This is a genomic window from Pseudomonas sp. ABC1 (assembly GCF_013395055.1).
Taxonomy (GTDB): domain Bacteria; phylum Pseudomonadota; class Gammaproteobacteria; order Pseudomonadales; family Pseudomonadaceae; genus Stutzerimonas.
The window spans coordinates 251,687-267,172 of the sequence record NZ_CP058349.1 but is presented as its reverse complement, the minus strand read 5'-3'; the positions used below and the strand labels follow the sequence as shown (position 1 = coordinate 267,172).

Sequence of the window (15,486 nt, the reverse complement as noted above, 5' to 3'; positions counted from 1 at the left end):
TACGAGAAGAGGGCTTGGCATACGAGCTTCGCGAGGGATTTCCCTCTATGCCAGGCAGAGAGCCATCCACGTTCTATCTCGCGCTGGATACCAGTTTCACTTGATGGCGTGCGACCGGGTCTTCCAGTAGCGCGTTCCTTTCTACGGGGCGGCAGCGGAAGCAGTTGCATTGATTGGCAGGTTTTCGGTAGGTGCGGCAGATAATGGGTACAGTCATGTTTGAATACTCATGTCGAGCGTGCCGGGAATGTTCAAGGCACGGCATTATGAATTCCGACGCAAAGCCGAGGCCTTGATGCCGGAAGGGAGTTGTCTCGACGGGAGGTGATGCCAGTGAGGACGTGAGATCTAGCAGGACAGTGACCTGACGGTCTGCATGTGCACAATTTGTGCGCTGGAGAAGGAAGGCAATGTTGGCTTCCTGGCGACTCTCGATCTCATGAGAGCCTGCCACCATGGAGCGTGGTGTGATCCATGTTTTACGACTGATGCTGCTTTCGCTTTGAGGCATGGGAACGTGATCGTTCATGCCTATCACCTTGCGAAGGAGGGCACCCTACTACGAATCATCAGATTTTGGTAGTTGATTTTCGAATTTTGTCAAATATCTTGTGTGAGTCGAGGGCTGGCGCACGCGCGCAGCCCTCTGTGTATGGCTAGAAGCTGACGTCGACCTTGGTCCACAAGGTCCGGCCTGGTTCGCTGATAGGCTCCGGGTTGTCGGTAACGAAGCCGAAACCGGCATTGCCGGCCAGGTTCAGGTGCTCCGTGTATTCGCGATCGAACAGGTTGTCGACACCGGCACTGAGTTTCACCTGGCGGCTGATGCGATAGGCCGTATTCAGCGAGAAAACGGTAAAGCCCGAGCTTTTCTCGAAGTCCTTGCCAACCACGTTGCCGCGACCTTCGGCAATGCGATTCTGTGCTGCCACGACGCGCCAGAGCGCGCCCGCGCTCCAGTCGGACTGCTCATAGGTCAGGCCGAAGCGGGCTTCGAGAGGCGGCATCTGTGGCAGGGCTTCGCCATCCGAACTGTTCTTGCCCCAGGCATACGCCAGGGTCATGTCGCTCTTCCAGTTGGAGTCGAGGCGATAACTCGCGCCCAGTTCCGCCCCCATGATGCGAGCGTCGATATTCTCGGCCGCGCTGGTGGTGCCCATCATGCCCGGGGTATAGGTGAAGAGGATGTAGTCGCGTATCTGCCCGACATAGCCCGACACCCAGGCCTCCAGGTCGTCACTGGCATACTGGATGCCAACGTCGAGTTGTGTGGTTTTTTCAGGGCGAATGGCGTCGAAGGCGTTGAGCGAGCCTGTGGGGCCACTTCCGGGAGAGAACAGCTCCCAGTAATCCGGCATGCGCTGGCTATGCCCCAGCCCAGCGTAGAGCGTGGCGGGCGTATCGCGCAGGTCGAACTCATAACGCAGAAAGCCGCTGGGCAAGGTCTCGTTGCGGCTGTCGCCAAGCGTAGGGTTTGCCGTTGGCATCATGCTGCCCAGCGTCTGGCGGTAATCCTTGGCCGACGCTATATCCAGACGAGCCCCGGCGATAAGGCGCTGCTGCTCGTCGGCACGCCAGGTCGCCTCGGTGAATACGCCGTAATTATGGAACAGTGCGTCCCTGACGCGCTGGAATTGCCCCGCGCTGGTGAACTGGCCACTCATCATGGCGTAGTTGGAGCGCCGGCCACGGTGTTCGCTGCGCATGGCGTCCATCCCCGCGATCACTTGCAGGCTTTCCCAATCGAATGTCGCGGCCACGCGGCCACCAACGGTACGCCGGTCGACATTGGATGCCATCGGGTAACGCATCATCATCATGGCATCGTTCGGATTTGGGTTGCGCAGGCTGTAGTTGTCCATGACGTGGTCGGCATAGTTGTAGTAGACCTGTGCTTCGACCTTGCTCAGAACATCCGTGATGTTCTCGCGAACTACTCGCAATCCCAGGCTTTCACGCAGCAACTTGGCTGCATCCATGCCGCGTCCGGCATAGCGCGACTCGCCATCGCCTTTCCCTGCGCTCAATTCGATCAGGGTGTCGCTGTCGGGTGTCCAGCCCAGAGCGACATCGCCACTCCACTTTTCCCAGCGCGAAGGCATACGGTCGCCATCGCCGTTCTTGTAGTCGTCGGCTTCGGCATGGGTGGCGATGGCTCGGAGGTAACCGTCCTCAGAGCCTAGCGAGCCGTCGAACACCTGGTCGAAGCGGCCATTCGAACCGACCAGAACGCTGGCATCGACCCGTCCGCCCAGTTCGGTGAAGCGCTCTGGATCGCGCTCGAACAGTACCGTGCCGGCAGAGGAGCCGGCCCCCCAGATGACGGTCTGGGGGCCCTTGATCACGGTCAGTCGGTCAAATGTGGAAGGGACGATATAGGAGGTCGGCGCATCCATCCGCGAGGGGCAGGCGCCGATCATCAGTGTGCCATTGCTGAGGATGTTCAAGCGCGAGCCGAACATTCCACGCAGTACCGGGTCGCCGTTGCTACCGCCATTACGTATCGAGGAAAAGCCCGGGATGGTTTTCAGGTAGTCCGTACCATCGGTTGCCGGCACTGGCTGCCGGGGTTCCTTGGGGTTGGTGACTACCGTCAGGGGCGAGTCCTGTTGCACCGCTGTTATCACCGTGCTGCCGAGCTCCGTAGATGTTCTCGGGTGTTCATGGGCGAATGCCTGGGTGGCGGCCAGTAGCCCGAACGAAAGAGCGAATGCTTGTTGCCAGTGCGTGGAGACGGTAGTCCGAGCGAAGAGCATCACGCCACGTGAATGTGGCAATAGAGTGGATTTCATGGTCATTCCATAAGTCGAGAGTTGAGTTCGTGCAGCGCGACTTTCAGGCAATGACTGGCGGGGCCCGAGGCCTGGCCTTGGGGAAGTGGATGAATAGCGCAGGCGTGCTATATGGCGCGCGGGCTAACCGCAGGCGGTTGGCAGGTGAATGGTTGACGTCTATCCGGCAGGCGGAGAGCGCAGGGTTGCTCAAAAGCAGCGTGCAGTACCCGCAAGCCTCCAGAGCGTTGCCCAGGCTGTGATGGTCCGAGCCATGGTGGGCATGGTTCCCATGCTGATGCCCGCTGGCCTCATGATGCTCGGCATGTCCCATCTGCTGCATTTGCGACAACAGTGGACCGGCATAGATCAGCAGCATGGCGAACAGGCCTAGCCAGGCCAGGCCTTTACACCGTGCGATAACCATCGATTCGCTCACCTTGGCCGGCTCAATCTGAGCGTACGGTCACGGCAAACGGATGCTTGTGCATCGATAAAGCGATGTGTGCGGTACTCATGGGCGACGCCTCGTGATCAAAACAGATTCTGTGCCAAAGCCGCTTTTCAAAAGGGCAGGGGCATACGCGTACGTTCAGATCAGGGAGGGGGAGGCGCGTGGACTGGAGGGCGGCCATCGATGGCGAGGGCTCGTTCTATCCAGCGAACGAGGGTGGTCCTGTTTTAGCGTGCGCAACCAGATCGCGCCCAGGACAACGGCGATGGCAAGGGTGATGACCGAGCAGAATGGACATGCGGAGGTGCTGGTGAGACCGCTATCGATAGCGTGCCCTGCAGATTGGCCTTCGCCAAGGCTACTGCCACTGTCCAAGCTCATGCAGTACAGGCCATCCAGGCCGCTCAGTTGCAGAGCGGCGGTTTGCCCATGATGAATACCACACAGCAAAAGACTGAAGAGCACGCAGCTATAAAGCGCCCAGGCTGTCAGTGTTTTATTTTGGTGGGATATCTGCATGGGGGGACTCTAGCATCCATACCAGAGGCAGGGCAGTTGCCCAATGGTCGCAGCAATGTTCAGCGAATCTCGAGCGGCGAATAGCTGCGTTTATAGCGAACGACCGTATTGCCTTCCTTGTTCCGCGCCAGCTGCACTGGCAGGACTCTTGGCAATGCCTGGACCAGGCCGGCTATATCACTGGTGTTGTAGATGCCGCCGAGGCGCAGATCGCCTACATACTTGTCACCCAGGACGACGGGGCTGTCCAGGTAGCGGTTGATCATGGGGAGAGCCTGATCCAGTGTCAGGTCATCGATGATCAGTTTGCCTTCTTGCCAGGCGATGACCTGGCGGGTATCGACAGTTCGTGTCTCGGGGCGCCGTGTCGAGGCTGAATAGCTGGCCTGCATGCCTGGCACCAGACGAACTGCCCGGGCTTTGGAGCGGCTGTCGCTGTTAACAATGACCGATCCTTCCGTCAGGGTGACAACAACCTGCTCGCTATATTTCCAGACGTTGAATTGAGTGCCGGTGACAGTCACATCACCATTGCCAGCACTGACGACAAAGGGATGTGTGGCATCGTGGCTGACCTTGAAGAACGCCTCGCCTTCAGAGAGGACAACACTGCGATGATCGATGTAGTTCAGGTAGGTCAGACGGGTATTCGTGTTCATGATGACCGTCGAGCCGTCACCCAGGGTCACTTCGCTGCTGGCAGTCGTGGTCGAGTAGCGTTGAAAATCGTTCGGTACCCAACCCTGTTTCCAGCCGACCAATGCTGCGATGGGCAATGCCAGCAAGACAAAGGCAGCAGCCTTGGCGTAATGACGAAAAGCACCCTGGCGCCTCTGCCGTATCGGCCTTGCGCAAGTGTTCCCGGTTGTGCCGACAGGTGAAACCGCAATGGCTTCGCTGGTCGTCCAGATATCCTGCATCGCTTCGAACTCCAGGCGATGGGCCGGATCGCTCTCCAGCCACTGCTCGAAGCGCGCCCGCTCTTTCGGAGTGAAATCGGCCTCATGCACGCGTATGCACCAATGAGCGGCCTCATGGGTGATGCGTTCGCTGATCTCGTCGGATGAGCTATTGCTATGCATGAACGAAGTTACTCATTAGGCCCGAATGGTAGAAACTTGGACGATTCTGCACGGATACACATGTTTTTTATAATGAGTTGCAGGTTACAGCGCTCATTGGATTATTCAAGAAAGTTGCCGAGTACAAGCCAGGTCAAACGATTTGCAAGACGAAATGGGCAAGCACCGGAGCTTTCGAAACGGGCCTAGTATAGAACCCGCTTGGTTTTACGCTCAAGGTGCGAGGCGACTGATGGCTACACCCTCTATTCATGTGGGTATCCAGTGGGATGATTTAAACCATGAGCCGCTAATTTCACACGCGCGTCTCTCGTCCCTGTGGGGTTCCCTGGCGCGAGAGCAATCCCATGAATACCCGGAAGATATCTACAACATTACTGGTTGCTGCCTGCTTGCTGGCAGGCTGTAGCCACAAGGAGGCAGTGGAGCGCTCCAATACCCTGATCCGCTGGACATCCTTCGGGGTTCCTCATATCACGGCGAGTGATGAGAAAGGCCTGGGGCTTGGTGTCGGGTATGCGTATGCCAGGGACAATCTCTGCCTGATGGCCGATGAAGTGGTGACGGCTCGGGGAGAGCGTTCGAAGTATTTTGGCCAGCAGGGCGTATCTTCCGCACGGCATGCGAACATGGAGTCGGATTTCTTCTTTCGCTGGCTGAATGACGAGCGCTCCGTCGCCGCCTACTGGGAGGCCCAGCCCGAAGAAATACGCCAGTTACTGTCTGGCTACGCCGAGGGCTTCAATCGTTACCTGGCCAAGGCCGGGAGCGAGTCGTCCTGCCATGCAGAGCCATGGCTCAGTCCGCTGGACGAGAAGGATCTGGTCCGGTTGATTCGCAGACTGATGGTCGAAGGGGGCGCAGGACAATTTCTCAGCGCCATCGTCGCCGCCGAACCGCCGCGTAAAACCGCCACTGACAAAGTTGCACACCGAGCGCCCAAGCTCGATCGCTTCGCCCTGGAGCGTGGCAGCAATGCCATTGCCGTAGGTGGGGAGCGCAGTGGAAATGGCAAGGGACGCCTGCTGGCAAACCCGCACTTCCCCTGGCAGGGGGCCCTGCGCTTCTACCAGATGCACCTGCAAATACCCGGAAAGCTCGATGTAATGGGGGCATCGCTGCCTGGGTTGCCCGTCGTCAATATCGGTTTCAACCGGCATGTGGCCTGGACGCATACCGTCGATACCTCCAGCCATTTCACCCTGTTCCGGCTCGAACTGGACCCGCAGCGCGAGGGGCACTATCTGCTGGACGGGCAGAGTCAGCCATTCGAGCGCCGTACCGTGCAGATAGACGTGAAAGGCGAGAATGGCGATCTGGAACGGCATGAACGAATCATCTACAGCTCGCATTTCGGGCCACTGCTGAATTGGCCAGGTGTCGCGGAATGGGACGAAAAGCATGCTTATGCATTGAAGGATGCCAACCTGGACAACCCTCGGGCGCCCGCCCAGTGGTATGCCATCAACCAGACGGATGGTGTTGCGTCACTGCGCCGTTCCATAGAAGAGATGCAGGGTATTCCTTGGGTGAATACCCTGGCGGCAGACGAGCAGGGCAATGCCCTGTTCATGAATGCCTCGGTGGTTCCCAATGTCCCCGAGCAATTGCTGCATTCATGCGCCGACACGCGGCTTCTGCAGACGGGCTTGCCCGGCCTGGACGGCAGTCGTCGTGAATGTGATTGGCAGCGTGCTGCGGGCGCGGCACAGGCGGGGATACTGCCGGCCAGCTCGCAGCCGGTGCTGGAGCGCCGGGACTTCGTACAGAACTCCAACGACAGCGCCTGGATGACCAACCCCGCCGCCCCGTTGACGGGTTTTTCGCCTCTGGTCAGCCGTACCGGTCTGCCACTCAAGCCAAGGACACGTTTCGCTCTGGAGGCGCTGCAACGACTGAAGGGCGGCACCATCGATGAAGCATTCCTGCAGCACCTGGTGATCGATAACCGTGTCTATATGGCCGATGTTCTGCTGGACGATGTGCTCGCGTCCTGTCGTGGCAAGGCGGATCTGGCCAAGGCCTGCGGTGAGTTGGCACGTTGGAACCGACGCGCCGATGGCAGTGCGGGTTCTGGCTGGGCGTATTTCCAGGCGTTCATGGAGCGATTCGCTCGACTGGAGAACCCTTGGGAACAGCCTTTTGATGCCGAGGACCCGATCAATACACCGCGCGGGATCGATCTGGCACGAGAAGAGATCACCTCACAGCTCGAGGCGATCCTGTTCGAACTGAGCCATCAGCCTGTAGCCGCCAAACGGCAGATCGCAAGCACTGTGGATGGCGAGCCCATAGCGATTCCCGGAGGACCGGGAGAGCTGGGCATCTACAACGCCATCCAGACGGACGAGACGGGTGAGGTGGTGGGTGGAACCAGCTACATCCAACTGGTCAGCTTCACCGAGCAAGGCCCTGTTGCCAGAGGGCTGCTGGCATTCTCCCAGGCGACTGAAGCCGGCTCGGCACATCGCCACGATCAGACTCGCCCGTTCGTCTCGGGCCTCTGGAAGCCACTGCCATTTACTGAACAACAAATATCATCAGAATTAAAGCTGGAAAGTATCGAGTTGCCTCAATGAGGCGTATACAGGGGACTCATACATTCGTCGCTTTCATTCGAAAGGGGCTTCTTATCTAAGATGAGAATAATTATACTCGCCGCGTTTTGAGACGACAGGCTCCCATGGCCTGTGATCATCAATGCCAGGGTGAGGGCGCAGCGGCGTGGCTATGGAACAATACTACGAACGGTTGATAGGCTATCTGGTACTCAAACTGAGGGATCAGGAACAGGCTAAAGACATTGCGCATGAGGCCTATGCGAAGGTGCTGGAAAACACGAAGGGCAAGGTCGTGCTTGAGTACCCCCAGGCCTACCTGTTCCGTACCGCCCTCAACCTCGTCACCGATCTCTATCGCGAGAACGCCAAGCGCCCGACGAAATCACTCGATGACGACAGTATTGCGGTGGAGCAGTCCACCTTCCGCACGCCCGCCAAGCACCTGTACGAGCAGGAGCGCGCCATGATGGTCGAGCGGGCGCTGGGAGAGCTGCAGGACAACTGCCGTCGCGCTTTCCTGCTGCGCAAGCTGGAAGGGCTGAACCATGACCAGATCGCCCTGCAGATGAACATTTCCAAGGCCATGGTGGAGAAGCACATCGTCAATGCCATGAAGCATTGCCGTATCCGGGTCCGGGAGATGGAGTACTCCAGGGCGGATGACGATGCTCCGTTGCGCCGCTTCAGCCGGCGCAGTTCCTGAGGTTCACACCGTTCGGGAAAACCGCTGCTGGGTCTCGCCTTCCAGGTAGGCATCGAATGCCATCGCCACGTTGCGCATCATCAGATGCCCTTGTGGCAGCAGTACGACCGCATCGTCGCGAATCTCCACCAGCCCGTCACGGCAGGCTTCCGTCAGCTTTGCCAATGCGCTGGCAAAATAGTCCCTGAAATCGATGCCGTGGCGTCGCTCCATTTCGGCGAAGCTGACATAACCGTGGCACATCAGCGAGACGATGACGTCCCGACGCAGGCGATCGTCCGCATTCAGCCGGTAGCCCCGCTGGATCGGCAGAAGCCCTTCATCGATGCGTGCATAGTACTGGGACAGTTCCTTCACATTCTGGCTGTAGCCATCACCGACCTTGCCGATCGAGGACACGCCAAGGCCGATCAGGTCGCAGTCGGCATGGGTCGAGTAACCCTGGAAGTTGCGTTGCAGCGTACCGTTGGCGCGGGCCAGGGCCAGTTCGTCATCAGGCAGGGCGAAGTGGTCCATGCCGATGTAGACATAACCGGCCGCCGTCAGCCGCTTGATGGTCAGTTCCAGCAACTCCAGCTTGCGCTCGGGTGGAGGCATGTCTTCCGGACGGATCAGCCGCTGGGCGCGAACCAGATGGGGTAGGTGGGCATAGCTGTAGGCCGCGATGCGGTCCGGGCGCAGGGCGATGATCTTGTCGAGCGTGATGCTGAAACTGGCCTCGGTCTGCAAGGGAAGGCCATAAATCAGGTCGACGCTGACGGATTTGAAGCGAGCATCACGTGCGGCGTGCACCAGCTCGACAGTCTGCTCCTCACTCTGAATGCGATTGACTGCCTGCTGCACTTTCTCATCGAAATCCTGCACGCCAAAGCTCAGCCGATTGAAACCCAGGGCCCGTAGCCGGTGTATCTGCTCCGGGGTCACGGTGCGTGGGTCGACTTCGAGGGAAAACTCGTGCGTATCGCTGTCGTCCAGGTTGAAGGCATTGCGCAGGGATTGCATCAGCTCGGTCAGTTGCGCATCGCTGAAGTACGTCGGTGTACCGCCACCCAGGTGAAGCTGGGTCAGCTTGCGGCTCGGGTCGAAAAGCGCTGCCTGCATTTCTATCTCGCGTTTGAGATAGGTCAGGTACTGGGCGGCGCGCTCGGTCTTGTGAGTGATGATCTTGTTGCAGGCGCAGTAGTAGCAAAGGCTTCTGCAGAAGGGGATATGGATATAGACCGACAAGGGCTTCGCCGTTTGTGCCTGGTTGCTTTCGCGGGCACAGGTCCGGTAGTCGTCCAGAGCGAAGGCCTGGTGAAACTGCGGCGCAGTCGGGTAGGACGTATAGCGAGGACCCGGACGGTCGTATTTCTTGACCAGTGCGCGGTTGAAACTCAGCGTTTGGCCCATGTGCGGCACACCTTGCAGATCGATTCGATAGAAAATTCCCCGCCCGAGGCAAGTCGGGCGGGCTGATTATCGGCTATCGCGGCATGTGCACCGACTGTTCCAGATCAAGAAACCGCGCAGATGAGCCGGTTCGCTCATCGCGAAAGGGTGCGTTCTGCACGGAGGGTCGGTATCTCAAAGCTTGAATTGGCCCACCAGGCGATTGAGTTCGGCGGCCAGTTGCACCAGCTCTTCGCTGATCTGCGAGGTCTGCGTCGCACCGCTGGAGGTGCTGTCGGCAATGTGGCTGATCGTGTTGATGTTGCGGTTGATCTCTTCGGCCACCGCGCTCTGCTCCTCGGCGGCCGTGGCGATCTGGGTGTTCATGTCATTGATCGTCGCCACTTCGGTCGCGATCACGCTCAGGCTCTGGGCCGCCTTGCCCACGCACTCAGAGCCGCTCTGCGCACGCTTCTGGGCTGAATCCATGGCCTGCACGGCATTGCGCGATCCGGTCTGCAACTGTTCGATCATCGCCTGTATTTCTTCGGTGGATTTCTGCGTGCGCGAGGCGAGGGTGCGTACTTCATCTGCGACCACGGCAAAGCCGCGTCCTTGTTCACCGGCTCGGGCTGCCTCGATCGCCGCGTTCAGGGCGAGGAGGTTGGTCTGCTCGGCGATTTCCTTGATGACGCCCAGGATCATACCGATATTGGCGCTATCGCTTTCGACCTGGTGGATGACGCCCGCCGCTTTCTCGATCTCCTGGATCAGTGCCTCGATGCCTTCCAGCGCCTGTGTCGCGACATTCACCCCGGAGCGGGACTCCACATCCGCGTCAGCGGAAGCGGTAGCCGTCTGCGAAGCGTTGCGCGCCACTTCCTGGACGGTCGCACTCATCTCGTTCATGGCCGAGGCAACCATGTCCGTCTCGCTACGCTGCTCCATGACCGCAGTGAGGGTTTCTTCCGCCACGGAGGAAACCCGGGTGGAAACCTCCCCCAGTTGCCGGGTAACACCGGCCACCGCCACCAGGCTGCCACGGAATTTCTCGATCATCCGATTGAAGGCCAGACCCATGGCGCCAACCTCGTCCTGCACGTCGGTCTGGACGCTGCGTCCGAGGTCTTCATTGGCCGTCATGTACTCCATGGTGTGGCGCATGGCCGTGATCCGGCTGATGACGACGCGGCGCACGGTGTAGCCCATGACCAGCACACCCGCCAGTAAAAGCAGTAATTGGATGCCAGCGGAAATCAGGATATTGCGGTTGACCTCTTCGTCGAGCTCTTTCAGGTCATAACTGATACGGACGGCGCCGACCACGGCATTCTCCGCCACGGCATGGCAAGTCAGGCAGTTGGTGCCCCGGTAGTCCTTCTCGGCATGGATCGGATTGATCACGGTCAGCACACGGCTGCCCCCATTGTCGTCGACCTGTACGATCGACTCGCCGGCCAGGGCTCGCTTGTCCAGCTCGTCGGCGGGTGCCTGGTGCTCATGGCCCGGGCCGAAGTATTTGGTGATCTCGTCGCCACGGATGATGCGCGCCTCGGTGACGCCTGGTCGGGCGAGGATCTTCGTGCGCAGCACATCGCGCTGGGCCATGGTGCCGGTCAGCATCATGGTGTTGATGCTGTCGAAATAGGAGTCGGCCGCATCCTTGGTCTGCTGCTCGACGACATTACGCACCAGTTTCTTTTCCGTACTGGCCGCAAAGAAGAGTGAAGCGGACATCACCAGTGCGAACACCAGTACAAGTGCAAGATTGATCTTGGTTTGCACGGACATCTGCCGCGAGTTTGGTGCCTTGTTCATTCTTCTCCCCCAGCAACCACCAAATGACCAGAATGGCAGACCTGTATTGCCGTTCCATGTGCACGACACCCATGGCCAGATGCCATGGCGAATCTTTTACAGGATATCGGCCAAAAAGCTACTTTTCATAAGGATATTTAGAAAAAGCCAGTGGACTGCCGGCATGCGAAAGTGCAGGCTACTGCGCGGCTGGCGGGGCCTCGGAGGCGGACGAACCTTACCTTTCCAACTATGGTCGTAGCTTCCAGCAGAGCCCCCTCGGTTTGCCTGTGTTATCTCCCGCGCCACTCGTCCATCGAGCGTCAGTGGACTAATTTCCAAGGAACCCCATGATCAAGAAATGTCTCTTCCCGGCAGCCGGATACGGCACCCGCTTTCTGCCTGCCACCAAGGCCATGCCCAAGGAAATGCTGCCGGTCGTCAATAAGCCGCTTATCCAGTATGGCGTCGAAGAAGCCCTGGCCGCCGGCCTGAACCAGATCGCCATGGTGACCGGGCGCGGCAAGCGAGCGCTGGAGGATCACTTCGATATCAGCTACGAGCTCGAACAGCAGATCCGCAACACAGACAAGGAAAAGTACCTGGTGGGGATCCGCCGGTTGATCGAGGAGTGCAGTTTTTCCTATACCCGCCAGATCGAGATGAAAGGACTGGGTCATGCGATTCTCAGCGGCAGGCCACTGATCGGCGACGAGCCGTTCGCCGTGGTACTGGCCGATGACCTCTGTATCAACCTCGATGGCGACCCTGTCCTCGCGCAGATGACCAAGCTGTACAACCAGTTTCGTTGCTCGATCGTGGCCATCCAGGAAGTGCCGACTGAAGAGATCAGCCGCTATGGTGTGATTGCGGGTGAAATGATTCGGGACGATATTTTCCGGGTCAACCACATGGTCGAGAAGCCCAAGCCGGAAGATGCCCCCTCTAACCTGGCGATCATCGGGCGCTATATCCTGACCCCGGACATCTTCGACCTGATCGAGCAGACCGAACCAGGGAAGGGGGGCGAGATCCAGATCACCGATGCCCTGATGAAGCAGGCCCAGAGTGGGTGCGTGCTGGCCTATAAATTCAAGGGACAGCGTTTCGACTGCGGCAGCGCCGAGGGTTATATCCAGGCGACCAACTTCTGCTACGAGCATTTCTACCAGAAGGGCAAGGCCTATTGAGGCCCAGGCTACGAGCTGACAGAACAGGAGACAGGCGTTCATGAGCTACGACTTCGATCTATTCGTCATCGGCGCCGGTTCCGGTGGCGTACGTGCCGCGCGTTTTGCCGCGGGGTTCGGCGCACGGGTGGCGGTTGCCGAAAGCCGCTACCTGGGCGGCACCTGTGTCAACGTCGGCTGCGTGCCGAAGAAACTGCTGGTCTACGCGGCGCACTACGCCGAAGAGATCGAACAGGCTTCCGGGTACGGCTGGAATATCGAGGGCGCCGGTTTCGACTGGCAGACCCTGATCGCCAACAAGGACCGTGAAATCCAGCGCCTCAACGGCATCTACCGCAAGCTGCTGCTGGACAGCGGCGTTACCTTGCTGGAGGCGCATGCGCGCATCGTCGATGCGCACACGGTGGAAGTCGACGGGGTGCGCTACAGCGCAGCGCATATCCTTATCGCCACTGGTGGCTGGCCGAGCCTGCCGGACATTCCGGGCAAGGAGCATGCGATCAGCTCCAACGAGGCCTTCGCCCTGGACAAGCTGCCGCAAAGGGTTCTGGTGGTCGGTGGTGGTTATATCGCGGTCGAGTTCGCCTCGATCTTCCATGGCTGCGGCGCGCGAACACGCCTGCTGTACCGCGGCGAGCAATTCCTTCGCGGCTTTGACCAGGCGTTGCGCAACCACCTGCAGGAAGAGCTGACGCGCAAGGGCGTCGAGCTGAGCTTCAATAGCGATATCGTTCGTATCGATAAACAAGCCGATGGCAGCCTGCTGGCGACCCTCAAGAACGGCGGCACGCTGGAGGCGGACTGCATTTTCTATGCGACCGGGCGCAAGCCGATGCTGGAAGGGCTGGGGCTGGCGGACTGCCAGGTCGAGCTGGACGAGCGCGGCTATATCGCGGTGGATGAGGATTACCGTACATCGGTGCCCTCGATCCTGGCGATCGGCGATGTCATCGGGCGCGTGCAACTGACGCCCGTCGCCCTGGCGGAAGGCATGGCGGTGGCGCGGCGGCTATTCAAACCGGAGGAATACCGCAAGGTCGACTATGACGGTATTCCGACCGCCATCTTCAGCCTGCCCAATATGGCGACTGTCGGCCTGACCGAAGAACAGGCGCGCAAGCAGGGGCATGAGGTACAGGTTTTCCAGAGCCGTTTCCGGGCGATGAAGCTGAGCCTGACCGACGACCAGGAGCGTACGCTGATGAAACTGGTGGTCGATAGCAAGACCGACCGGGTGCTCGGCTGCCATATGGCGGGTGCGGAGGCGGGGGAGATCATCCAGGGATTGGCGGTGGCCTTGAAAGCCGGCGTGACCAAACGGATGCTGGATGAAACCCTGGGGATCCATCCGACTGCGGCGGAAGAGTTCGTCACCCTGCGCACGCCACTCGCCGAGTGATCCAGGCAACCATCGCCCCGGCGCAGGCCGAGGCGATGGTGTCTTACATCAGTCTTCGGTTTTCCAGTTCTTGCGGCTCATGTAGTCGCGTGTCTCCTTGACCACCACGCCCGACAGCAGCAACAGGCCGATCAGGTTGGGCAGGGCCATCAGGCCGTTGGCGATATCGGAGAAGGTCCACACCACTTCCAGGGAAGTGACCGCACCGATGAACACCACCACCGAGAAGATCAGTCGGTAAGGCATCACCGCCACACGGCCCCAGAGCCGCTCCATGCAACGCTCGCCGTAGTAGGACCAACCGAGGATGGTGGTGTAGGCATAGACCAGTACACCGATGGTCACCGTATAGACGCCCCAGCCGCCACCAAGCCCTTGCTCCAGAGCCCATGCCGTCATGGGTGCGCCTTTGAGGCCTTCCTGGGTCCAGGCACCTGTGACGATGATGGCGAAGGCCGTCAGCGTGACCATGACCAGCGTATCGAGGAAGGTCTGCGTCATGGAGACCATGGCCTGGCGCACAGGTTTGTCCGTTTTGGCTGCTGCCGCCGCGATGGCGCCGGTTCCAAGGCCCGACTCGTTGGAGAAAATGCCTCGTGCGACGCCCATCTGCACGGCCAGGATGATGCTCGATCCGAGGAAGCCGCCAGCCGCCGCACTACCGCTGAATGCATCAGTGAAAACCAGGGTGATGGCGTCTGGCAGTCGATCCGCGAAAACAACCAGCACTGCAATATTGCTGATGATATAGAGCACGATCATCAGCGGCACGACACCTGCGGCGAAACGCCCGATGCTCTTGATACCTCCGACGATCACGACTGCCGTACAGATCGATATGAACAGGCCGCTGACCGTAGGGGAAATGTTCCAGGTCTCATACAACTGGTGCGCGGCCGTATTGGCTTGCACCATGTTGCCGATCCCAAAAGACGCCAGTACGCCGAATATGGCAAAGGCAATGCCCAGTGACTTGCCGAAGGTACCGCCTACACCATGGGTCAGGTAGTACATCGGACCGCCACTTTGCTCGCCCTTGGCGTCGGTGACCCTGTATTTCACCCCAAGTAGTGCTTCAGAGTACTTGGTGGCCATGCCGACCAGCCCGGTCATCCACATCCAGAACAATGCCCCCGGGCCACCGATTCCAATCGCCGTGGCAACCCCTGCGATATTGCCGACACCGACCGTAGCGGCGAGAGCGGTCGCGAGTGCCTGGTAGTGGGAGACGTCTCCGGGAACGTCACCTTTCTCCGAGCGCTTGACGAACGCCAGCCAGAATGCATGCCCGAGCACGCGGAACTGCAGCCCACGCAGACGAATCGTCAGGTAGAGGCCGGTCAGGAGGAGGAGGGGAATGAGGAGGAAAGGCCCCCAGATAAACGAGTTTATCGCCGAAAGTATCGCGAGCAGTTGTTCCATTGATGAGTCCTTGTGAGTTCCGGTCTTGGATAGGAAACGTCGATTCACTGGCAGCATGCATGCCAACCGTGGCGACTGCGGTGCAATGACGCCAAGACACCGTCAACTATCCTTTAAGTCCTTTGAAATCAGTCTATTACGTGGATGTTTAAACGTTTTTTGGCACGATCTGCGGCCCGAAGACTCGCCAATTCGTCGAAATGGAGTGAATTGACCT

General features: G+C 59.3%; 11 protein-coding genes. 4 read left to right on the top strand and 7 right to left on the bottom strand.

Features of this window, described 5'->3' with window-relative positions; all coding sequences use genetic code 11:
* Window positions 1-656: 656 nt before the first annotated feature.
* From HW090_RS00985 to HW090_RS00970, 4 genes are all read right to left on the bottom strand, one after another.
* Window positions 657-2,798: a TonB-dependent copper receptor gene (locus HW090_RS00985; protein WP_373416356.1), complete on the bottom strand. Its 2,142-nt coding sequence runs from the start codon at window positions 2,796-2,798 to the stop codon at window positions 657-659.
* A gap of 37 nt (window positions 2,799-2,835) precedes the next feature.
* Complete coding sequence (locus HW090_RS18045; RefSeq protein ID WP_373416374.1) at window positions 2,836-3,114, bottom strand: DUF2946 family protein; 279 nt, start codon at window positions 3,112-3,114, stop codon at window positions 2,836-2,838.
* Window positions 3,115-3,363: 249 nt separating this feature from the next.
* A complete protein-coding gene (locus tag HW090_RS00975) occupies window positions 3,364-3,744 on the bottom strand; it encodes a DUF2946 family protein (RefSeq protein ID WP_179111713.1) in 381 nt (126 codons plus the stop codon).
* A gap of 59 nt (window positions 3,745-3,803) precedes the next feature.
* The gene (locus HW090_RS00970) at window positions 3,804-4,826 is read right to left on the bottom strand and encodes a FecR family protein (RefSeq protein WP_179111712.1); all 1,023 of its coding nucleotides are present in this window, start codon (window positions 4,824-4,826) and stop codon (window positions 3,804-3,806) included.
* Between the two features lie 347 nt (window positions 4,827-5,173).
* Between HW090_RS00970 and HW090_RS00965 the strand changes: the two genes are divergently transcribed.
* Window positions 5,174-7,405: an acylase gene (locus HW090_RS00965; protein WP_179111711.1), complete on the top strand. Its 2,232-nt coding sequence runs from the start codon at window positions 5,174-5,176 to the stop codon at window positions 7,403-7,405.
* 151 nt (window positions 7,406-7,556) lie between these two features.
* Window positions 7,557-8,090 (top strand): sigma-70 family RNA polymerase sigma factor, encoded by a 534-nt coding sequence (locus tag HW090_RS00960; protein ID WP_179114781.1) that lies wholly within the window; start codon window positions 7,557-7,559, stop codon window positions 8,088-8,090.
* Window positions 8,091-8,093: 3 nt separating this feature from the next.
* On the opposite strand, the gene hemN is transcribed toward HW090_RS00960, so the two are convergent.
* A complete protein-coding gene (hemN, locus tag HW090_RS00955) occupies window positions 8,094-9,482 on the bottom strand; it encodes an oxygen-independent coproporphyrinogen III oxidase (protein ID WP_179111710.1) in 1,389 nt (462 codons plus the stop codon).
* 174 nt (window positions 9,483-9,656) lie between these two features.
* Entirely contained in the window at window positions 9,657-10,361 is a 705-nt protein-coding gene (locus HW090_RS18040; RefSeq protein WP_373416373.1) for a methyl-accepting chemotaxis protein, read from the bottom strand.
* Between the two features lie 1,247 nt (window positions 10,362-11,608).
* Here HW090_RS18040 and galU point away from each other — a divergent pair.
* Both galU and gorA read left to right on the top strand, forming a co-directional pair.
* The gene (galU, locus tag HW090_RS00945) at window positions 11,609-12,448 is read left to right on the top strand and encodes a UTP--glucose-1-phosphate uridylyltransferase GalU (RefSeq protein WP_179111708.1); all 840 of its coding nucleotides are present in this window, start codon (window positions 11,609-11,611) and stop codon (window positions 12,446-12,448) included.
* 40 nt (window positions 12,449-12,488) lie between these two features.
* Window positions 12,489-13,847, top strand: a complete 1,359-nt coding sequence (gorA, locus tag HW090_RS00940; RefSeq protein WP_179111707.1) for a glutathione-disulfide reductase — start codon at window positions 12,489-12,491, stop codon at window positions 13,845-13,847.
* 48 nt (window positions 13,848-13,895) lie between these two features.
* Here gorA and HW090_RS00935 read toward each other — a convergent pair whose 3' ends face one another.
* Complete coding sequence (locus HW090_RS00935; protein ID WP_179111706.1) at window positions 13,896-15,269, bottom strand: sodium:alanine symporter family protein; 1,374 nt, start codon at window positions 15,267-15,269, stop codon at window positions 13,896-13,898.
* Between the last annotated feature and the right edge of the window lie 217 nt (window positions 15,270-15,486).